Origin of the sequence: Dietzia sp. KRD202 (genome assembly GCF_017168155.1) — a bacterium.
GTDB classification, from domain to species: Bacteria; Actinomycetota; Actinomycetes; order Mycobacteriales; family Mycobacteriaceae; genus Dietzia; species Dietzia kunjamensis.
Window position 1 is genome coordinate 76,055 of record NZ_JABFAN010000015.1, and the last position, 20,429, is coordinate 96,483.

At 69.7% G+C, this 20,429-nt stretch carries 18 protein-coding genes and 1 tRNA gene; 3 read left to right on the top strand and 16 right to left on the bottom strand.

Features of this window, described 5'->3' with window-relative positions:
• Positions 1–14: 14 nt before the first annotated feature.
• Positions 15–2,801 carry a DNA polymerase I gene (gene polA / locus J1M64_RS10355; protein ID WP_206474141.1) on the bottom strand — a complete coding sequence of 929 codons (2,787 nt, stop codon included), beginning with the start codon at positions 2,799–2,801 and terminating at the stop codon, positions 15–17.
• A 79-nt stretch (positions 2,802–2,880) separates the two neighbouring features.
• On the opposite strand from polA, the gene J1M64_RS10360 reads away from it, so the two are divergent.
• The 3 genes from J1M64_RS10360 (at position 2,881) to J1M64_RS10370 (ending at position 5,371) form a co-directional block, all read left to right on the top strand.
• Positions 2,881–2,957, top strand: a tRNA-Leu gene (locus tag J1M64_RS10360).
• 240 nt (positions 2,958–3,197) lie between these two features.
• A complete protein-coding gene (locus J1M64_RS10365) occupies positions 3,198–3,584 on the top strand; it encodes a MarR family winged helix-turn-helix transcriptional regulator (RefSeq protein WP_206474142.1) in 387 nt (128 codons plus the stop codon).
• Positions 3,581–5,371 carry an MDR family MFS transporter gene (locus tag J1M64_RS10370; protein WP_206474143.1) on the top strand — a complete coding sequence of 597 codons (1,791 nt, stop codon included), beginning with the start codon at positions 3,581–3,583 and terminating at the stop codon, positions 5,369–5,371. The genes J1M64_RS10365 and J1M64_RS10370 overlap by 4 nt, the downstream gene beginning before the upstream one ends.
• Positions 5,372–5,407: 36 nt before the next feature.
• Here the strand turns inward: J1M64_RS10370 and J1M64_RS10375 are convergent, their stop codons facing one another.
• The 15 genes from J1M64_RS10375 to hisF form a co-directional block, all read right to left on the bottom strand.
• Entirely contained in the window at positions 5,408–5,857 is a 450-nt protein-coding gene (locus J1M64_RS10375; protein ID WP_067714004.1) for an SRPBCC family protein, read from the bottom strand.
• A gap of 81 nt (positions 5,858–5,938) precedes the next feature.
• Positions 5,939–8,686: a cation-translocating P-type ATPase gene (locus J1M64_RS10380; protein WP_206474144.1), complete on the bottom strand. Its 2,748-nt coding sequence runs from the start codon at positions 8,684–8,686 to the stop codon at positions 5,939–5,941.
• A 51-nt stretch (positions 8,687–8,737) separates the two neighbouring features.
• Positions 8,738–9,397: an MBL fold metallo-hydrolase gene (locus J1M64_RS10385; protein ID WP_172812117.1), complete on the bottom strand. Its 660-nt coding sequence runs from the start codon at positions 9,395–9,397 to the stop codon at positions 8,738–8,740.
• Positions 9,394–10,479 carry an S-(hydroxymethyl)mycothiol dehydrogenase gene (locus tag J1M64_RS10390; RefSeq protein ID WP_067713998.1) on the bottom strand — a complete coding sequence of 362 codons (1,086 nt, stop codon included), beginning with the start codon at positions 10,477–10,479 and terminating at the stop codon, positions 9,394–9,396. The genes J1M64_RS10385 and J1M64_RS10390 overlap by 4 nt, the downstream gene beginning before the upstream one ends.
• Positions 10,480–10,619: 140 nt before the next feature.
• Positions 10,620–11,333 (bottom strand): M23 family metallopeptidase, encoded by a 714-nt coding sequence (locus J1M64_RS10395; RefSeq protein WP_082923784.1) that lies wholly within the window; start codon positions 11,331–11,333, stop codon positions 10,620–10,622.
• A 173-nt stretch (positions 11,334–11,506) separates the two neighbouring features.
• Positions 11,507–12,925 carry a pyruvate kinase gene (pyk, locus tag J1M64_RS10400; RefSeq protein WP_067713995.1) on the bottom strand — a complete coding sequence of 473 codons (1,419 nt, stop codon included), beginning with the start codon at positions 12,923–12,925 and terminating at the stop codon, positions 11,507–11,509.
• A gap of 46 nt (positions 12,926–12,971) precedes the next feature.
• Positions 12,972–13,880 (bottom strand): prolipoprotein diacylglyceryl transferase, encoded by a 909-nt coding sequence (gene lgt / locus J1M64_RS10405; RefSeq protein ID WP_067713993.1) that lies wholly within the window; start codon positions 13,878–13,880, stop codon positions 12,972–12,974.
• Positions 13,877–14,668, bottom strand: a complete 792-nt coding sequence (trpA, locus tag J1M64_RS10410) for a tryptophan synthase subunit alpha (RefSeq protein ID WP_067713990.1) — start codon at positions 14,666–14,668, stop codon at positions 13,877–13,879. Before trpA ends, lgt begins: the two co-directional genes overlap by 4 nt.
• Positions 14,665–15,960 (bottom strand): tryptophan synthase subunit beta, encoded by a 1,296-nt coding sequence (gene trpB, locus J1M64_RS10415; RefSeq protein ID WP_069390397.1) that lies wholly within the window; start codon positions 15,958–15,960, stop codon positions 14,665–14,667. Before trpB ends, trpA begins: the two co-directional genes overlap by 4 nt.
• A 66-nt stretch (positions 15,961–16,026) precedes the next feature.
• A complete protein-coding gene (trpC, locus tag J1M64_RS10420) occupies positions 16,027–16,839 on the bottom strand; it encodes an indole-3-glycerol phosphate synthase TrpC (protein WP_067714103.1) in 813 nt (270 codons plus the stop codon).
• 97 nt (positions 16,840–16,936) lie between these two features.
• Entirely contained in the window at positions 16,937–17,584 is a 648-nt protein-coding gene (locus J1M64_RS10425) for a TIGR02234 family membrane protein (protein ID WP_067713985.1), read from the bottom strand.
• Positions 17,581–19,122 (bottom strand): anthranilate synthase component I, encoded by a 1,542-nt coding sequence (locus J1M64_RS10430; protein WP_067713982.1) that lies wholly within the window; start codon positions 19,120–19,122, stop codon positions 17,581–17,583. Before J1M64_RS10430 ends, J1M64_RS10425 begins: the two co-directional genes overlap by 4 nt.
• Positions 19,119–19,298, bottom strand: a complete 180-nt coding sequence (locus J1M64_RS10435) for a tautomerase family protein (RefSeq protein ID WP_067713978.1) — start codon at positions 19,296–19,298, stop codon at positions 19,119–19,121. The genes J1M64_RS10430 and J1M64_RS10435 overlap by 4 nt, the downstream gene beginning before the upstream one ends.
• A gap of 5 nt (positions 19,299–19,303) precedes the next feature.
• Complete coding sequence (hisI, locus tag J1M64_RS10440) at positions 19,304–19,657, bottom strand: phosphoribosyl-AMP cyclohydrolase (protein WP_067713976.1); 354 nt, start codon at positions 19,655–19,657, stop codon at positions 19,304–19,306.
• Positions 19,654–20,427, bottom strand: coding sequence for an imidazole glycerol phosphate synthase subunit HisF (hisF, locus tag J1M64_RS10445; RefSeq protein ID WP_067713974.1), 774 nt, complete (start codon positions 20,425–20,427; stop codon positions 19,654–19,656). The genes hisI and hisF overlap by 4 nt, the downstream gene beginning before the upstream one ends.
• Positions 20,428–20,429: the final 2 nt, after the last annotated feature.

Below are 20,429 nucleotides of genomic sequence, written 5' to 3' on the forward strand. Positions count from 1 at the left end.
GGTCAACGGGACGCTCAGTGCGCCGCCGAGTCCCAGTCCGGACCGGTTCCGGTCGAGACGTCCAGCGGGACGTCGAGCTCGATGGCCGAGTACATGCGGTCCACGACCAGGTCCCGGACCTCGTCGAGTTCGCCCTCCGCCACCTCGAGCACGAGTTCGTCGTGGACCTGGAGCAGAAGGCGGCTCTTCAGCCGCCGTTCGGTGAGGTCCGCGTCGACCTTGAGCATGGCCGCCTTGATGATGTCGGCGGCCGTGCCCTGGATGGGTGCGTTGAGCGCGGCACGCTCGGCGTTCTCCCGCTTGAGCCGGTTGTCCGAGTTGAGCTCGGGCAGGTAGCGACGCCGCCCGAACAGTGTCTCCGTGTAGCCGTCACGGCGGGCCTGTTCGACCACTGCGCGCAGGTAGTCGCGCACACCGCCGAAGCGGGAGAAGTAGGCCTCCATCTGATCCTTGGCCTCACCCTGGCTGATCCCGAGCTGGGCGGCGAGGCCGAACGCGCTGAGCCCGTAGGCCAGTCCGTAGCTCATGGCCTTGACCCGGCGACGGAGCTCCGGGGTGACCTCGTCGATCGGCACGCCGAACGCGCGCGAGCCCACGAACGAGTGCAGGTCCTCCCCTGTCCGGAACGCCTCGATGAGCCCGGCGTCGCCGGACAGGTGTGCCATCACCCGCATCTCGATCTGGCTGTAGTCGGCGGTGAGAAGACAGTCGTAACCCTCACCCACGACGAACGACTCGCGGATGCGTCGACCGTCCTCGGTGCGCACGGGGATGTTCTGCAGATTGGGGTCCGTCGAGGAAAGTCGGCCGGTCGCGGCCACGGTCTGGTTGAACGTGGTGTGGATACGCCCGTCGTCACCGATGGTCTTGATGAGCCCCTCGACCGTGGTCCGCATCTTGGTGGTCTCGCGGTGCAGCAGTAGTGCCTCGAGGAACGCCCGTCCCGGGGTGTCGCCCGTCTCCTTGGTGAGCAGTTCTTCCAGCGCCTTGGCGTCTGTGGTGTACCCGGTCTTGGTCTTCTTGGTCTTGGGCATGCCGAGGGTCTCGAACAGCACGACCTGCAACTGCTTGGGCGAGCCGAGGTTGATCTGTTCGCCGCCGATCGCGGCGTAGGCGGCGTCGGCCGCCTGTCGCCCGCGGTCGGCGAAGTCGTCCCTTAACCCGTCCAGGGCGTTGCCGTCCACCGCGATCCCGATCGATTCCATCCGCGCCAGCACCGGCACGAGCGGCAGTTCCATCTCCGCCATCAGGCGCGCCCCGTGCACCTGCTCCAGTTCCACGTCCAGCCGCTCCGCGAGATCGACCACCGCGCGGGCGCGGGTCGCGGCGGCGTCGGCGTTCTTCTGCTCAGTCTCGGCGTCATCGACATCGTCGAGCAGGGACAGTTGCTTGTCCCCCGCCTCAGCCTCGGGCAGTTCGCGCTGTAGGTGACGTTGGAACAGCTCCGCCAGTCCGTAGCTGCGTTGTCCGGGTCGCACCAGGTAGGCGGCCAGGGCCACGTCCATGGTCACCCCGCCCAACCGGAGCCCGCGTCCCGTCAGTGCGTGCGTGGCGGCCTTGGCGTCGTGGACCGCCTTGGATACCGCGTCGTCGGCCAGCCAGGCGCGCAGCGCCTGCTCGTCGTCCGGCCCGATGTTCGCGAGGTCGAGGTGTCCGGAGGCTCCGCCGGCGGCGGCGATGGTGATGGTCTGCGCGTCGCCCGCGCCGGGTCGGGAGGGCCCGACGACGACGAGGCCGTGCCGCTGCCCGGCCGGCGCGTGGGCGGCGAGCCAGTCGGAGACCTCGCCGGCGTGCAGCACCGCGGCCTGCTCGAGCTCCACCTCGGCGGCGGGCTGGGGGGCGCCCTCCGGCAGGAAGGCGGAGAGGAATCGGTCGCGCGCCTGGGGGCCGAATTCCAACCGGTCGAACAGTGCGTTGACGTCGGCACGCTCCGGGGTGGCGCGGACGAGGTCCCTGATCTCGACGCCCAGGTCCAGGTCACGCGTGAGCTCGGTGATCCGCCGGTTGAGCTGCACCTGGGGCAGGTGCTCGCGGAAGCTCTCACCGACCTTGCCCTTGACCTCGTCCGCGTGCGCGATGAGCTCCGAGAGGGTGCCGTACTGGGTGATCCACTTGGCTGCGGTCTTGTCGCCGACCTTGGGCACGCCCGGGAGGTTGTCGGAGGTGTCACCGCGCAGCGCGGCGACGTCCGGGTACTGGGCCGGTGTCACCCCGTACTTCGCCTCGACGGCGCTGGGTGTGAAGCGGGCGAGCTCGGATACCCCCTTGACCGGATAGAGGACGGTGACCTCGTCGGACACCAACTGCAGAGCGTCGCGGTCCCCGGTGCAGATCAGCGTCTCGGCACCGCCCGAGTGGGTGGCGAGGGTGGCGATGATGTCGTCGGCCTCGTGGCCCTCCAGCGACAGCGTCCGCACCCCCAGCGCCACCAGCGCCTCCTGGATGAGTTCGACCTGCCCCTTGAACTCCTCGGGCGCGGCCGACCGGGTGGATTTGTACTCGGGGTACTCCGCCGTGCGGTGCAGCGTCGCACGGGAGACGTCGAACGCCACGGCCAGGTGCGTGGGCTCCTCCTCGGTCACCAGGTTGGCGACCATCGACAGGAATCCGTACACGGCGTTCGTGTGCTGCCCGGACGCCGTGGAGAAGTTCTCGGCCGGCAGCGCGTAGAACGCACGGAACGCGAGTGAGTGCCCGTCCAGGAGCAGCAGGCGGGTGGGCCCCTCCCCCGCTGTGGCGCCGGAGGTGGCGCCCGAACCGGGGGCGGTGTTGGCTTCTGCGGTCTGACTCGTGGTGCTCACACGGCCACTCTAGGGCGGGCGTCGGACAGACGCTCATCGGTCGTCGGTTAGACTTCCGGACCAGCGGTTCACCGCGTTCGCCCCCGTAGCCCAATTGGCAGAGGCAACGGATTCAAAACCCGTCCAGTGTCGGTTCGAGTCCGACCGGGGGCACCACCGCTCGAGCGAGGTCAGACCCGCTCGTATTCCTCTCATCACCTCATCACCTCATCACCGCCTCCGCCCTCTCCACCCGCGCGCCAGCCGGTGGCGCGGTGGTCCGCGACGCGCGTAATGTTTGCTTGTTGCAAGCAATCGGTTCGAGGAGTCAAGATGGCGATAGACGCGGAACGCGGTGGCCGGTTGGTGGTGGACCTCTCGCGGGTGGTCTAACTCCTGCGTGCGGTCAACCTCTCGGTGCCCCGCTACGACGAGGCCGTCGAGCCGTCCGCGCATCCGCTGCTGTTCGCCATCCATGACGGCCCGGCCCGGGTCACCGATCTGGCCGCCCGGGTCCACACCGACGTCTCGGTGGTGAGTCGCCAGGTCCGCCAACTCGAGACCCGCGGGCTCATCGCGAAGGTCCCCGATCCCGATGACGGACGTGCCAGCCTCGTCACACTCACCGCCGAGGGCACCGATCTCGTCAGCCAGGTGTTCGAGCGCAGTGGTGACTGGATGGCCGGCCTCCTCGAGGACTGGACGCCGGACCGGGCGGACGCCTTCATCGCGGACCTCGCCCGATTGGCCGACTCCCTCCACGCCGAACTCTGCTCTCTCACCTCCGCCGAGGAGAACCGATGACCACTCCCAAGACATCCTCGGTCCACGCAAGCGAGGACGGCGAGTTCACGCACCGCCAGATCCTCGTCATCCTGGCCGGCCTCATGTCCGCCATGTTCCTGGCCAGCCTCGACCAGACCATCGTGAGCACGGCGATCCGCACCATCGCCGACGACCTGCAGGGCCTTGACGCCCAGGCGTGGGTCACCACCGCGTATCTCATGACGTCCACCATCTCGACGCCCCTGTACGGCAAGCTCTCCGACATCTACGGGCGCAAGCCGTTCTTCGTGATCGGCATCGTCATCTTCGTGTTCGGCTCATTGCTCTGCACGCTCGCCACCTCGATGTACATGCTCGCCGTCTTCCGCGGCATCCAGGGACTGGGCGCCGGCGCACTGATGTCCCTGGCGCTCGCGATCATCGGCGACATCATCCCGCCGCGTGACCGCGCCAAGTACCAGGGCTACATGCTGGCGGTCTTCGCGTCGTCGTCGGTACTCGGGCCGGTGATCGGCGGGTTCTTCGCCGGCGCCGACACGATCTTCGGCATCGACGGGTGGCGCTGGATCTTCCTCATCAACGTCCCCATCGGCGCGGCGGCCCTGACCCTCGTGATGATCACGCTCAACGTCAAGAACGTCCGGGTCGACCATCGCGTCGACTGGGCGGGCGCCGCCGCGATCGTCGTCGGACTCGTGCCGCTCCTGCTGGTGGCCGAGCAGGGCAACACCTGGGGGTGGGGATCCCCTGCCGCCCTCGGTTGCTACATCGTCGGGCTGGCCGGCATCGGGCTCTTCCTCATCGTGGAGGCCCGCGCGGGCGACCAGGCCCTCATCCCGCTCCGCCTGTTCCGCGACCGCACCTTCGCGATCGTCACGGTCGGAGGCGTGATCGTGGGTATGGCCATGTTCGGCGGCATGATGACGCTGCCGCTGTACATGCAGATCGTGCACGGCGCCGATCCCATGGAGTCGGGACTCATGATGCTCCCGCTGGTCGCGGGGATGATGGGTGCCTCGATCGTGTCGGGCCAGCTCATCTCCAGGACCGGTCGTGTCCGCGAGTTCCCGATCTTCGGCACGGCGGTGGCCGCTGTCGGCCTGTTCCTGCTGTGGACGATCGATGCCGACACGTCGCTGACGCTGGTGATGGTCTACATGCTGGTGTTGGGCATCGGGCTCGGCAACTGCATGCAGCCGCTCACCCTTATCGTCCAGAACGCCGTGAGTCCGCGGGAGATCGGTGTGGCCACCGCGTCGGCCACCTTCTTCCGTCAGCTCGGTGGCACCGCCGGCGTCGCGGTGTTCCTGTCAATTCTCTTCAGCCGCGTCGGTGGCTCCATCTCGGGCGAACTCAAGCAGGCCGCCGCCGACGGTAGACTCGCCCGCGGTGTTCAGGAGGGCCTCGCCGACCCCGCCCTGCGGCAGGATCCCGACGCGTACGGGATCGTCCGGGCCCTCGCCGACCCGACCACCGGCGCGGGGGCACTGGAGACGGTCACCAAGGACTCCTCGGTGATCAACCGGCTTCCCGAGCTGGTCGCCCACCCCTTCGAGCAGGGTTACGCACTGAGCATGTCCGAGATCTATCTGGTGGCCGGCATCCTCGCCGTGGCCGCCTCGGTGATCCTGGCGTTCATGCCGCAGATCGTGCTCCGGACCGGCTCGGCACAGGCCGAGGCCGCGCGTGAGGCGGCCGCGGCGGCCGCGCCCACGGGGACGGATGTCGAGGCGGCCGAGTCCGCCACCACGACTACGACGAGTCCCTCGGCGGACCGCTCCCGCTCGGCGGACCGGCCGGACTGAGCCCGGCCGGACTGAGCCCGGTCGGAGCCCGGTCGGCTACCCCTCGAGGTCGTCCTTGAGATTGGACAGCAGGGCGTGTTGGATGCGCTTGAGCCCGGCCGGCGCGAAGGTCCGCTCGAAGAATCCACCCACTCCCCCGGCGCCGTCCCACGAGGTGGTCATCTCGACGAGCGCGCCCCCCGTCGCCTCGCGCACCGTGTAGGTGGTGGCCATGGACGAGTTCTCGTCCTTCTCCACGAGTGACCAGTGCGCGGCGGCGTCGTCGACAGTGACGTTGGCCTTGACGTCCCGGCTTCGCTTCTTGGTGGCCTGGAGGTTCCACGCCGCGACGGTGCCGTCCCCCTGTCCACCCTCGATCAGGCGGTAGGCGCTGAACTGCTCGGGCTGGATGCGGGGCCGGACCTGCGCGTAGTCGGCGATCGCCGCGCTCACGGCCTCGACGGGCGCCTCGATGACGATGGTGTTGCTGGCGGTGACCCTGGCCATGATGATGACTCCTCCTCGTCGGTCCGACCGTGTCGCGCCCGCTACCTGACGCGGTGGTGGCGGCGCCCTCGGGTGGGCGCGTCAGACCACGTCCATCCTGCCCGACGCACCGGCCCGTCGCGTACGCCATCTCGCGCCGGCCTTGCGCAGCTCCTCCAGCCAGAGGATCGACGACGCCACCGCGGTGGCCAGCAGCCATTCGTCGGCGCGGAGCGAGGTGGTGTCGAAAACGCCCTGCAGGAACGGCACCTGGACCACCGCGATCAGCAGCAGCGGCACCGCGCCCAGCGCGACCCAGATCGGGGCGTTGTGCGCCATGTCGCGGGAGAACACCGAGCCGTGGTCGGATCGGACATTCATCAGGTTGAACACCTGGAAGAAGACGAACGTCGCGTACGCCAACGTGGTGGCGAACAGCGGTTCCCCTGCTCGATCGGGGAACACCGCCTCGGCGGACGCCAGCACGAGCAGGGTACCCCCGGCCATCACCACACCCAGCCAGAGGATCCGCACCAATCGCGCCGGAGTGAGGATCTGTTCGCCGGCCGGCCGCGGAGGCCTGCGCATGGCGTCCTTCTCCACAGGCTCGACGCCCAGGGCCATCGCCGGCGGGCCGTCCATGACGATGTTGACCAACAAAACCTGCAGCGCGGTGAACGGCACCGTCGCCAGCCCCAACAGACCACTCGCCAGGAAGACGATCACGAACGCCCACGCGGTGGTGAGCTGGAACTTCACGAACTTGACGATGTTGTCGTAGATCCCCCGCCCCTGGCGCACCGCGGAGACGATCGTCGAGAAGTTGTCGTCGGTGAGCACCATGTCCGCCGCGCCCTTGGACACGTCGGTACCGGTGATCCCCATGGCGATCCCGATGTCGGCCTGGCGCAGGGCGGGCGCATCGTTCACACCGTCTCCCGTCATCGCCACCACGTCCCCGTCAGCCTGGAGGGCCCGCACCATCCGGATCTTGTGCTCGGGGGTCACGCGGGCCAGCACTCCGAGGCGAGCGGCCCGGGCGGACAGCTCCTCGGCGTCGATGCGGTCCAGATCGACACCGCTCACCGCCTCCCCGCCGATACCGAGGTCGCGGGCGATGGCCGAGGCCGTGACCAGATGGTCACCGGTGATCATGTGCACCGAGATGCCCGCCTGGTGTGCGATGCGTATCGACTCGGCCGCACGTGGCCGCGGTGGGTCGACGATCCCCAGCACCGCGAGCACGGTCAGGTCGCGGACCTCGCCGAGCAGAGAGTCCTCGTCGGGTTGTCCGTCACCGTCGCCGAAAGGCCGGGCGGCCACGAGCAGCGTGCGCAGGCCGGACGCGGCGAGCCCCTCCGTGTCCGCGCGCAACGCTCCACGCCGCTCGTCGTCGAGCTCCACCGCCGTCGCCCCGTCCCAGACGTGCGTGGCGCGAGGCAGAACGGCACCGGTGGCACCCTTGACGTGGAGGACGAGGTCTCCACCCGGTGCGCGGTTGACCGTCGCCATGAACTTGTACGCCGAGTCGAACGGGACCTGGGCCACCCGCGGACGGGCGGCGCGCAGCCCCTCGACGTCGATCCCGCACTTGGTCGCCGCCACCAACAGTGCGCCCTCGGTCGGATCTCCGACCAGTCGCCCGTCGGCGACGATCGCGTCGTTGCACAACGCCATGGCCACCGCGGCCCGTCTCAGGTCCGGTACGACGTCCGGGTCGGACGACAGGACGGTCCCGGCCCCGTCGTATCCGGTCCCGGTCACGGAGTACGACCCGCCGCCCGCGACGATCCGCGTGACGGTCATCTCGTTGAGAGTGAGGGTCCCGGTCTTGTCCGTCGCGATGTGGCTCGTCGAACCGAGTGTCTCGACGGCGGCGAGGTTCTTGATGATCGCGCCCTCGCGGGCCAGGCGCGAGGCACCCATCGCGAGCGTGAACGCCACGACCGCCGTGAGCCCCTCCGGGATCGTGGCCACCGCCAGGGAGACCGCGGACAGGAGCATGTCCTCCCAGGACTGACCGCGCACGAGCCCGATCACGAGGACCAGTCCCACCACGGTCAGCGCGATCCCGGTGAGGACGCGGGCGAGCGTACCGATCCGTTTCTGCAGCGGCGTCGGACCGGCGCCCGCACCGCCCAGCAGGTCCGCGATCGCGCCCATCTCGGTGTGTTCACCGGTACCGGTCACCACGATGCGCGCCCGGCCCCGGGTGACCTCCGTGTTCATGAAGACCATGCCAGCGCGGTCTCCGAGAGGCGCGTCGACGTCCTGTACCGCTCCCGCGGCCTTGTCCACCGGGGCCGACTCCCCGGTCAACGTCGCCTCGGCCACCTGCAACCGGGATCCGGAGAGCACCCGGCCGTCGGCGGGGACCCTGTCTCCGGACTCCACCACCACGATGTCGCCCGGGACGAGCCCACTGCTGTCGATCTCGGCCTCCACGCCGTCCCGCACCACCCGGCTGTGCGGGACCGACATATCGCGTAGGGCTGCGAGACCGGCCTCGGCACGGGTCTCCTGGACGTAGTTGAGGATCGTGTTCAGTGCGACCACCAGCAGGATGACCACGGGGGTCTCCCATTCCCGGGACACCCCCGCGCTCACCGCAGCCGCGACCGCGAGCACGAGGATCATCGGATCCGCCAACAGCCTCGCCACCCGCCGCCACGCGGGCACCCGCTCGGCCTCGGGCAAGGTGTTGGGCCCGTGCCGGACGAGACGGGCGCCCGCCTCGGCGCTGGTGAGCCCGTCCGGGCCCGCACCGAGGCGGGACAACACCTCCGCGGGCGCGAGGGTGTGCCACGGAGTGGGAGGACCGGACTCTGCGGGCGTCCTCGTCGTCGTCATCTCCCCGGCCCCTCCCCCGCGTCAGTCCTCCCCGCGCCCACGGCGGCGGTCTCAGTGCCCTCGGGCGATCCATTCCTCGAGGTGCGGGGATTCGTCCCCGACCTTCGTCCCGTCACCGTGACCGGTGTGCACCAGCGTCTCCGCGGGCAGCGTGAGGATGCGCTCGCGGATGGAGGTGATGATGGTCGGGAAATCCGAGTACGAGCGGCCCGTGGCCCCCGGTCCGCCGGAGAACAGGGTGTCGCCGGAGAACAACACGCCCGCCTCGGGAACGTGGAACACACACGATCCCGGTGAGTGCCCGGGCGTGTTCATCACGTCGATGCGGGTACCCGCGATCTCCAGACGCTGCCCGTCGGAGAGCTCGCCGTGGGAGACGGTGGGATGGGTCTCGTCCCACAGCATCTGGTCACCCGGGTGCACCAGGATCGGCGCATCCAGCTTCTCCGACAGTTCCGGCGCCACGGTGATGTGGTCATTGTGGGCGTGCGAACACAGGATGCCCTTGACCCGGCGGCCCGCCACCGCGTCGATGATCGGCTGGGCAGTGTGCGCGGCGTCGATCACGTACACCTCGGAGTCGTCCCCGAGGATCCAGATGTTGTTGTCGACCTCCCACTCGCCGCCGTCGAGCGCGAAGATGCCGCTCGTGACGACCTTCTCGATACGCAGACCGCCGGCGTGCCCGGCGCTGGTGTGGATCTCGCTCACATCGTCACCACCGATCGGAGGACTGAACCGGACTTCATCGCGTCGAACGCCGCCTCGACGGCCCCGATGCCGATCCGCTCGGAGACGAACTTCTCGAGCGGGAGCCGACCCTGCAGATGCAGATCCACGAGCATCGGGAAATCGCGCTCGGGCAGACAGTCGCCGTACCAGGACGACTTGAGCGAGCCACCACGGCCGAAGAAGTCCAGCAGCGGCAACTCCAACCGCATCTCCGGCGTGGGCACGCCCACCAGGACCACGGTCCCGGCGAGATCACGCGCGTAGAAGGCCTGCTCGTACGTCTCCGGCCGACCGACGGCGTCGATCACGACGTCGGCGCCGAAGCCGTCCGTGAGCTCCTGGATAGCGGCCACCGGATCGGTCGAGGTCGAATTGACCGCGTGGGTCGCACCGAAGTCCTTGGCCCACTCGAGCTTGGTGTCGTCGATATCGACCGCGATGATCGTCGAGGCGCCCGCAAGTCGGGCGCCCACGACCGCGGCGACACCGACTCCACCGCACCCGATGACGGCGACGGACTGGCCACGGCTGACCTGGCCGGTGTTGACGGCCGCGCCGATGCCGGCCATGACACCGCATCCGAGCAGTCCGGCGACCGCCGGGTCCGCCGCCGGGTCGACCTTGGTGCACTGCCCCTCGTGGACGAGGGTCTTGTCGATGAACGCGCCGATGCCGAGCGCGGGGGTGAGCTCGGTGCCGTCGCTCAGCGTCATCTTCTGCGAGGCGTTGTGGGTGGCGAAGCAGTACTGCTGCTGGCCCCTCTTGCAGGCCCGGCACTCACCGCACACCGCGCGCCAGTTGAGGACGACGTAGTCGCCCTCGGCGACATGGGTGACCCGGTCACCGACGGTCTCGACGATGCCCGCGGCCTCGTGGCCCAACAGGAACGGGTACTCGTCGTTGATCCCGCCGTCCCGGTACGCCAGGTCCGTGTGGCAGACGCCGCACGCCTGCACCCGCACGATGACATCGTTCGGTCCGGGATCGGGGACGACGACGTCGACCAACTCGACCTCGGCCCCCTTGCTACGGGCAATGACGCCCTTGACGGTCTGCGACATGGATCGCCTCTCGACTGGTGGTGGACTCTCTCGCCCCACTGTGTCAGAAAGGCCCGACACGTGGCCCGTCAACGCGGTCGCGCCCCGCCTCCTCGAGGGGAGACGGGGCGCGACGGGTGCGTGTCGGGGGCGTCGATCGATCAGACGGCGACGCCGTTGGCGCGGAGCCACGGCACCGGGTCGATCCACTGGCCGGCCGGGTTGCGCACGCCGAAGTGCAGGTGCGGCCCGGTGGAGTAGCCGCGGTTTCCGACCGTTCCGATGACCTGCCCGGCGTTGACCCGCTGGCCGACCGAGACGTGGTTCTGGTCGTTGTGTCCGTACTCGAGCAGGTGGCCGTCGTCGGTCTGGATCCGGATCCACAGTCCGTACCCCGAGGCCGGGCCGGCAGCCACGACGGTGCCGGACTTGGCGGCGAACATCGGGGTCCCGATCGGTGCACCGAAGTCCGTGCCGTTGTGGAACGTTCCCCAACGGGGGCCGAAGCCGGAGGTGATCGGACCGTAGGTCGGGGCGTGGGCGCCACCGACCGAGGGGACACCGAGCGAGCCGAACACAGCCGGGTCGATCGCGTACTCCCGAAGCTGGTCCTCGGTGAGGCCGATGCCCTGGATGACGCCCTGCGCCATCTCGGTCAGCTGGTCGGCGTTGATCTCGGCGGACTGGGCGGAGGCTGCGGGGGCGGCGGCCATGGCCATGCCGCCGGAGAGGGCGGCGCCGGCGACGGTGCCGGCAACGAGGCGGCCCATGTTGGACGAGCGGGCGGCGCGGTGGCGCCCGGCGGTCGCGCCGGTGCCCTCGACGCCGAGTCGATCGGCGAGCTCGGCGTAGGAAATGCGAGTGGCGTCGGACATCAGGGAAGCTCGGAGACTGGAGCGGGTGAAGCAGGGACGTGACCGGCTTCCCGGTCGACTCCAAGAAGGTAACAGAAGTGTCTCGACTCTGTCACGTCAAAGGCACGAACACAGACGAAAGTGCCGGTGAGCGGCTTGCTCACCGGCGCCTGTCGGTTGTTATCCGATGGTGATCAGTGGTCGACCTCGCCCATCCGGTGGACGAGGATGAAGTTGGTTGACCCCTCGACGCCCGGCACGTTCCCCGCGACGAGCACGATCAGGTCGTCCTCGTTGTACCCGTCGAGCGGGAGCAGCATCTCGTCGGTGACCTTGACGATCTCCGCCGTGTCGTTGACGCGGTCGGTGAGGAAGGTCTCGGTCCCCCACGTCAGCGCCAGCTGGCTGCGGATGCGGGGGTCGCTGGTGATGGCGATGAGCGGCAGGTGGCTGTGCAGACGGGCGAGCCGCCGCACCGTATCCCCCGTCGAGGTGACCGCGACGAGCGCCTTCGCCCCCAGCCGCTCACCGATCTCGCGGGCGGAGTAGGAGATGACACCGCGCTTGGTCCGTGGGATGTGCACCAGATCCGGCGCGGCCGTGGAGTCCGACTCCACCGCGAGTGCGATGGACGACATCGTGCGTACGGTCTCGATCGGGTACTTGCCGACGGAGGTCTCCCCCGAGAGCATCACCGCGTCCGCCCCGTCGAGGACGGCGTTCGCCACGTCGGACGCCTCGGCCCGGGTGGGCCGGGAGTTCGTGATCATCGACTCGAGCATCTGGGTGGCCACGATGACGGGCTTGGCGTTCTCGCGCGCGATCTGGATGGCACGCTTCTGGACCAGCGGCACCTCCTGCAGCGGCAACTCCACGCCGAGGTCGCCCCGGGCCACCATGATGGCGTCGAATGCCAGGACGATGGACTCGAGATTCTTGACGGCTTCCGGCTTCTCCAGCTTGGCGATGATGGGAACGTGGATGCCCACCTCGTCCATCACCTCGTGCACGAGGTCGACGTCCGCCGGCGACCGCACGAACGACAGGGCGATGAAGTCCGCCCCCAGGCCGAGGGCGAACCGGAGGTCGGCGATGTCCTTCTCGCTCAACGCGGGGACCGAGACGTTCATGCCCGGCAGGGACACGCCCTTGTTGTTGGAGACGGTACCGCCCTCGGTCACGACGCACTGGACGTCGTCACCGTCGACGTTTTCGACGGTCAGTCCGATGTTGCCGTCGTCGACGAGGAGGCGGTCTCCCGGGCGGGCGTCGTTCGCCAGCCCCTTGTAGGTGGTCGAGACGCGATCCTTGGTGCCCTCCACCTCGGCGACGGTGATGACGACACGGTCGCCCTCCTCCCACTCGTGCCGGCCCTCGAGGAAGCGGCCGAGTCGGATCTTGGGGCCCTGCAGGTCCGCGAGGACACCGACGGCCCGGCCGGACTCGTCGGAGGCCTTGCGGACCCATCGGTAGTTGGCCTCGTGGTCGGAGTGCTCTCCGTGGCTGAAGTTGAGGCGGGCGACATCCATGCCCGCGTCGACCAGCTCTCGGATTCCTTCCTCCGACGCGACGGCGGGACCCAGGGTGCAGACGATCTTGGTACGACGATTCACTCGTACCAATCTAGTCCCCTCGACCGGCCACCCGGTTAACCCGAGGTCAACGACCGGCCAACGGGGGTGCGTCGCCCGCGGGACCACCCTCCGCCGGGTCGTCCCCGACGTCGTCCGGCGCCCGCAGGTCGGAGGCCTCCTCCCGGCCGCGGCGGGCCCGCCAGAGATACACCAGCGCGGCGAGCATCACCACGAGGGAGACGATGGTGTTGATGCGCAGTCCGAACACCTCCGTGGCGGCGTCCGCGCGCAGCAGTTCCACCCAGAAGCGACCGAAGCAGTACAACGCCACATAGAGGGCGAAGAGCCGACCGTGGCCCAGGCGGAACCGCCGGTCGATCAGCACCAGGGCGATCGCCACGAGAACGTTCCACAGCAGTTCGTAGAGGAATGTCGGGTGAACGGTCGCCAGCACCTGTCCGGTCGACCGCCCGATCGTCTCCGAGTACCCGTAGGACTCGTCGTAGCGCTGGTAGATCTCCAGCGCCCAGGGCACATCGGTCTCGCGGCCGTAGAGCTCCTGGTTGAAGTAGTTGCCCAGTCGGCCGATCCCCTGTGCCAACACGATGCCGGGGGCGATCGAATCGCCCAGCGCCCCCAGCGCCCGGATGCCCTGTTGGCGCAGACCGATGTAGGCGCCGAGAGCGCCGAACGCGACCGCCCCCCAGATGCCCAGGCCGCCATCCCAGATCTTCAACGCGTCGACGGGATCGCGGCCCTCTCCGAAGTAGCGGTACCAATCGGTGGCCACGTGGTAGATCCGTCCGCCGATCAGGCCGAAGGGGATCGCCCACAGCGCCGTGTCGATCACGACCCCGGCCCGGCCGCCACGGGCGACCCAGCGCTTCTCGCCCCACCAGATGGCGACGACGATGCCGAGGATGATCCACAGGGCATACGCACGCAGGGGGAACGGACCGATCTCCCAGACGCCCTGGGGAGGGCTGGGGATCACGACGCTGCTCCGGTTCGACGGACGCCCTCGGCCAACTCGGCGGTCAGCCTCCCGAGGGCGTCGAGCCCCTCGGTCGCCGCCGTGATGAGTGCCGACCCGACGATCACGCCGTCGGCGTACGAGGCGATCTCGGCCGCCTGCTCACCGTTGCGCACCCCCAGCCCGACCCCACAGGCGAGGCCGGAGATCTCACGGACCCGCGCGGTGAGGGTCCGGGGCGCGTCCGAGACGACGTCCCGGGCGCCGGTGACACCCATGACGGCCTGGACGTAGACGAAACCGCCCGTGTGGGAGAGCGTCATCGCGAGTCGCTCGGGGGTCGACGACGGCGCGACGAGGAACACCCGGTCGATTCCGTGGGCGTCCGACGCGGCGATCCAGTCGTCGGCCTCGTCGGGGATGAGGTCGGGCGTGATGACGCCGGTACCGCCGGCGGCGGCGAGGTCGGCAGCGAAACGGTCGACACCGTACTGGAGCACCGGGTTCCAATAGGTCATGACCACGGGGACCGCACCGGCCGCGGCGACCGCGCGGACCACCTCGAAGGTGTCCGCCACGCGGAACCCGGCCTCGATCGCGGTGTCGGCGGCGGCCTGGATGGTCGGCCCGTCCATCATGGGATCGGAGTACGGGATGCCGACCTCGACGATGTCGCATCCGCCCTCGACCATCGTGCGCACGGCGTCGATCGACCCCTCGAGAGTCGGGTAACCCGCCGGGTAGTAGCCGATGAGCGCGGCCCGGTCCTCGCTCCGGCACCGCTCGAACACGTCACTGAGAACGCTCATCCCTCGACTCCTCCGTCCGCGAACTCGCCCGCGCCGTCGTCGGCGCCCTGGCTCGAATCCACCCCGGCCTCGGGCGGGGTCCCCCCGTCCAACAGGCCGAACCACCGGGCGGCGGTGTCGACGTCCTTGTCGCCGCGACCGGAGACGTTGACCAGGATGAGGTCCACGCCCTCCGCGGCGAGCTGCGCGGCACCGGCGATCGCGTGCGCCGACTCGATGGCGGGGATGATGCCCTCGGTGCGGCACAACTGAGCGAACGCGTCCATGGCCTGGGTATCCGTGATCGGGCGGTACTCGGCCCGCCCGATCTCCGCCAGGCGCGAATGCTCGGGCCCGACACCCGGGTAGTCCAGGCCCGCCGAGATCGAATGGGACTCGATCGTCTGCCCGTCGGAGTCCTGCATGAGATGGGCGTACGAACCCTGGAAGACCCCGGGCGTCCCCGCGTTGACGGTCGCCGCGGTGCGTCCGGACCCCACGCCGTCACCCCCGGCCTCGCACCCGACCAGACGAACCGATTCGTCGTCGATGAACGAATGGAACAACCCGATCGCGTTGGAACCACCGCCGACGCACGCCACGGCGGCGTCCGGCAGCCGACCGGCCTGATCGAGGATCTGCACCCGGGCCTCGGCGCCGACGACGCGCTGGAAGTCGCGGACCATCGTCGGGAAGGGGTGCGGCCCGGCCGCGGTACCGAACGCGTAATAGGTGTCGTCCGCGTGGGCGACCCAGTCCCGCATCGCCTCGTTGATCGCGTCCTTCAACGTGGCCGAACCGATCTCCACGGCCTCGACCTCGGCACCGAGCAACCGCATCCGCGCCACGTTGAGCGCCTGCCTGCGCACGTCCACCGCGCCCATGTAGACCTTGCACTCGAGGCCGAGGAGGGCACACGCCGTCGCCGTGGCCACCCCGTGCTGACCGGCGCCGGTCTCCGCGATCACCCGCTTCTTGCCCATCCGCTGCGCGAGCAGCGCCTGGCCGAGGACGTTGTTGATCTTGTGGGAGCCCGTGTGGTTGAGGTCCTCGCGCTTGAGGAACACCCGCGCACCGATCTCCGCACCGAACCGCGTCGCTTCGTACAACGGCGACGGCCTACCCGAGTAGTGGAGCTGCAACCGGTCGAGCTCGTCGAGGTACTCGTCGTCCGCCCGGGCCTTGGCGTAGGCGTCGGTCACCTCGTCGACCACCGCCATCAGCGCCTCGGGGACGTAACGGCCGCCGAACGGCCCCCAGTGGCCCCGCTGGTCGGGCTCATGTCCGGTGGTGGACCGGAGCACCTCTCCCATGGTGGGCAGTGACGGAAAATCCTTGGAGTTCACGTCCCCAGTCTGCCTGAAGCCGGCGGCACCGGACTAGCGGGGTCCCTGCGGGCAGGACGGGTGGGCACCGGCCGTGGCCAGGGCGTTGCAGGCCGCCCGCGGGTCGCCCTGCGTCACCAGTCCCTCGCCCACGAGCACGGCGTCCGCCCCGACGCTGGCGTACGCCAGGAGGTCCGAGGCGTCCCGGACCCCGGACTCGGCGATCTTGACGACGTCGGACGGGAGCCCGGGCGCGATCCTGGAGAACACGTCCCTGTCGACCTCGAGTGTCTTGAGGTTGCGGGCGTTGACACCGATGACCGTGGCTCCGGCCTCCAGCGCGCGGTCGGCCTCCTCCTCGGTGTGGACCTCCACCAACGCCGTCATACCCAGCGACTCGGTGCGATCGAGGAGCGACACCAGGGCGTCCTGCTCGAGCGCGGCCACGATGAGCAGGATCAGATCCGCGCCGTGCGCCCGCGCCTCGTGGATCTGGTACGGCCCCACCACGAAGTCCTTCCGCAGAACCGGGATGTCGACCGCGCGGCGGACCGCGTCGAGATCGGCCAGGCTGCCGTTGAAACGGCGCTCCTCGGTGAGGCAGGAGATGACGCGCGCCCCGCCCTCCTCGTACATCCGGGCCAGGACGGCGGGGTCGGGGATCTCGGCCAGGGCGCCCTTGGACGGGCTGGCTCGCTTGACCTCGGCGATGACGCCCACCCCGGGATCGCGCAACGCCTTGAGCGCGTCGAGCGGGTCCGGCGCCGACTGGGCCGCCTTCTTCACGGCCGCCATATCGATGACGGCCTCACGGGCCGCGACGTCCTCACGGACCCCGTCGAGAATCGAGTCGAGCACGGTACCCACCGTGACCTCCCTCTGCAGTCGTAGGGCGGAAAGTGTGATCGAGATCAACAATAGAGGTCCCGGCCGGGGTTCCCGAATCGGGACCACCCTGACCCGGTCAGCCGGTCGGATCCCGTCCGTCGTCCAACTCCTGCCACAGATCCCGCCCGGCGTCGTCCTCCGTGTCCGGTCCGGTCGCCGCACCCTCCCGCCGGGCCGCCGGGGTCACGTACCGGTCGTCACGGCGCACCGGGCGGGCCGGACTGGCCAGGACGACGATCCCCGCCGCCAACAGGGCGACGGCGCCCGCGCCGGTGATCACGGGTCCCGCGGGCCGGGTCGACAACTCGGTGATCTCCGACCACTGCGGGATCGCCTCCGCGCCCTCGGAACCCGGCCCGGCATCGGTCCGGGCCAGGCCCTCGTCACTCGTGATCACCGAGTGGACCCGGTCGGCGTCGACCTCCCCCACCGACATCGCCATGAGGCCCCCGGCGGCCACGCCGAGCAGCGCGATGACGGCGCCCACCGCTCGCGCGGCAGTACCTCGGACCAGGGCCACAGCGGCGATCGCCGCCAGCGCGCCCAGTGCGAGCGGGACGAGGGCGGGTTGCCAGTCCGCTCCGGTCAGGGCCCGTCGGCCCTCTCCCGACTGGTCGTTGAAGGCCACCACGTCGAGCCACACCATCCGCGAGGCGACCCACAGCAGCGCCGCCCCCACCACCAACAGCACGACGGGGACCAGCAGACGGGCGCGGTGGGTCACCGGCCCTCCCCGGCGTCGCGCAGTGTCTCCGCGGCTGCGACGGCCCGCAGGACCGCCATCGCCTTGTTGCGGCACTCCGCATCCTCCGAGGCGGCAACCGAATCGGCGACGATGCCGGCACCCGCCTGGACGTAGGCCGTGCCGTCCTTGATCACGGCCGACCGGATCGCGATGGCCTGATCGGTGTTGCCGGCGAAATCGACGTAGCCGACCACGCCCCCGTACACACCGCGTCGCGTGTCCTCGAGGTCCTCGATGATCTGCAGTGCGCGGGGCTTGGGCGAACCGGACAGCGTGCCGGCCGGGAAACAGGCGGTCACGGCGTCGATGCCCGTCTGCCCGTCGGCCAGGCGCCCGGTCACCGTGGACACGAGGTGCATCACATGGCTGTAGCGCTCGACCTGGCGGAACTCGGTCACCTCCACCGTGCCCGGCACGCAGACCCGGCCGAGGTCGTTGCGACCGAGATCGACCAACATCAGGTGTTCGGCGTTCTCCTTGGCGTCATCCACCAGGTCCTTGGCGAGCAGGACGTCGTGCTCCTCGTCGTCGCCCCTCGGTCTGGTCCCCGCGATCGGATGGGTCGTCGCCGCCCCGTCCTGGACGGTCACCAACGCCTCCGGGCTCGATCCCACGATGGTGAAGGCGGTATCGCCGAACCCGTCCTCCCCGCTACCGTCCGGGATCGTCATGAGGAACATGTAGGGGCTCGGGTTGGTGGTGCGCAGAATCCGGTAGACGTCGCGCGGCGAGGCGGCGGTGTCGACCTCGAACCGCTGACTGAGCACCACCTGGAAGGCCTCGCCCGAGTAGATCTGCTCGATGATGTCGGCGACCCGCGCGTGGTACGTCGACTCGTCGGTGCAGCGACGCACATCGGGGGCGGGAGTGTCGAACACGCTCACGCCGCCCGTCCCCGGGTCGGCGAGCCGCGCCGTCATCGAGTCGACCCGGGCCACCGCGTCCGCGTAGGCCTGCTCGACCCGCTCGTCGCTGCCGTCCCAGTTGACCGCGTTGGCGATGAGATGGATGCGGCCCTCATGATGATCGAACGCCGCCAGATCCGTGGCCAGCAACTGGACCATCTCCGGCACCTGCAGGTCGTCGACGGTGTCGGGCCGGATCCGCTCGAGCCGGCGCACGATGTCGTACCCGAGGTAACCGACCATCCCCGACGTCAACGGGGGAAGTCCCGGGATCTGATCGGTGCGCAACAGGTCGAGTGTCCTCCGGAGCGCGTCCAGCGGGTCACCGCCGGTGGGCGCGCCCGCGGGCACGTTGCCCCACCACGTCGCCTCGCCCGAGCCGTCGACGGTCAACGCGGCGGCCGCCCCACAGCCGATGAACGACCACCGCGACCACGAGCGCCCGTGCTCCGCCGACTCCAGCAGGAACGTCCCCGGTCGGTCGCCGGCGAGCTTGACGTACGCGGACAACGGGGTCTCGGAATCCGCCAACACCGTGCGCACCACCGGCACGACCCGGTGGCCCGCGGCGAGCGCGCGGAACTGTTCGAACGTGGTCGTCTCGGTGCTCATCCGAAGGCCTTGCCGGCGATCCCGAAGGAATCGTGCGGCATGTCGTGGACGTGGACCCACACCTTCGCCGGGTCCTTGCCCGAGGCCTCGGCGTACGCGGCCGTGACCGCCTCGATGACGCGGGCCTTGTCCGCCGCGGCCATCCCGTCGAGTTGGTTGATCTGGATGAAGGGCACGCCGTTCAGTCCTCTCCGAGCAGGGTTGCGGTGTCGAAACAGCTGGTGGTGCCCCGGTGGCAGGCCGCGCCGGTCTGGTCGACATGGAGCAGGACGGTGTCTCCGTCGCAGTCGATCTCCACGCGACGCACGTGTTGCACGTGGCCGGAGGTATCCCCCTTGACCCACCGTTGCCCACGCGAGCGGGAGTAGTACACACCCCGCCGGGTCGCCAGCGTCTCCGCCAGCGCGGCGTCATCCATCCACGCCATCATGAGCACCCTGCCCGACGTCGCGTCCTGCACGACCGCGGCGACGAGGCCGTCGGCGTTGCGCGACAGCCTCTCGGCGATCGACCGATCCAGGACGTGGGCGCTCATCGGACCGTGATCCCCTCTGCCGCGAGCGCGTCCTTCACGTCGCCGATGGTCATCGCCCCGAAGTGGAAGACACTGGCCGCGAGGACGGCGTCGGCCCCGGCGTGGACCGCCGGAGCGAAGTGCTCGACCGCACCGGCACCGCCCGAGGCGATGACGGGTATCGACACCGCCTCGCGGACCGCCTTCACCATCGCCAGGTCGAAACCCGCCTTGGTGCCGTCGGCGTCCATCGAGTTGAGCAGGATCTCGCCCACGCCGAGCTCCTGCCCGCGCCGCGCCCACTCGACGGCGTCGATGCCGGTACCGCGGCGACCACCGTGCGTGGTGACCTCCCATCCCGACGGGGTCTGCTCGGACCCCTCGGGTACGGTCCGCGCGTCCACGGACAGGACGATGCACTGCGAGCCGAATCGTCGACTGAGCTCGCCGAGCAGCTCGGGGCGGGCGATGGCGGCGGTGTTGACGCTCACCTTGTCCGCGCCGGCCCGCAGCAACTGGTTGACGTCCTCCTCGGTACGCACGCCTCCTCCCACGGTGAGGGGGATGAAGATCTGCTCGGCGGTGCGCTTGACCACGTCGATCATGGTCCCGCGACCCGACGACGACGCGGTCACGTCGAGGAAGGTCAGCTCGTCGGCGCCCTGCTCGTCATAGGCGGCGGCCAACTCCACGGGATCACCCGCGTCGCGGAGGTCGAGGAAGTTGACGCCCTTGACCACGCGCCCGGCGTCCACGTCGAGGCACGGGATGACCCTGGTGGCGAGTGTCATGA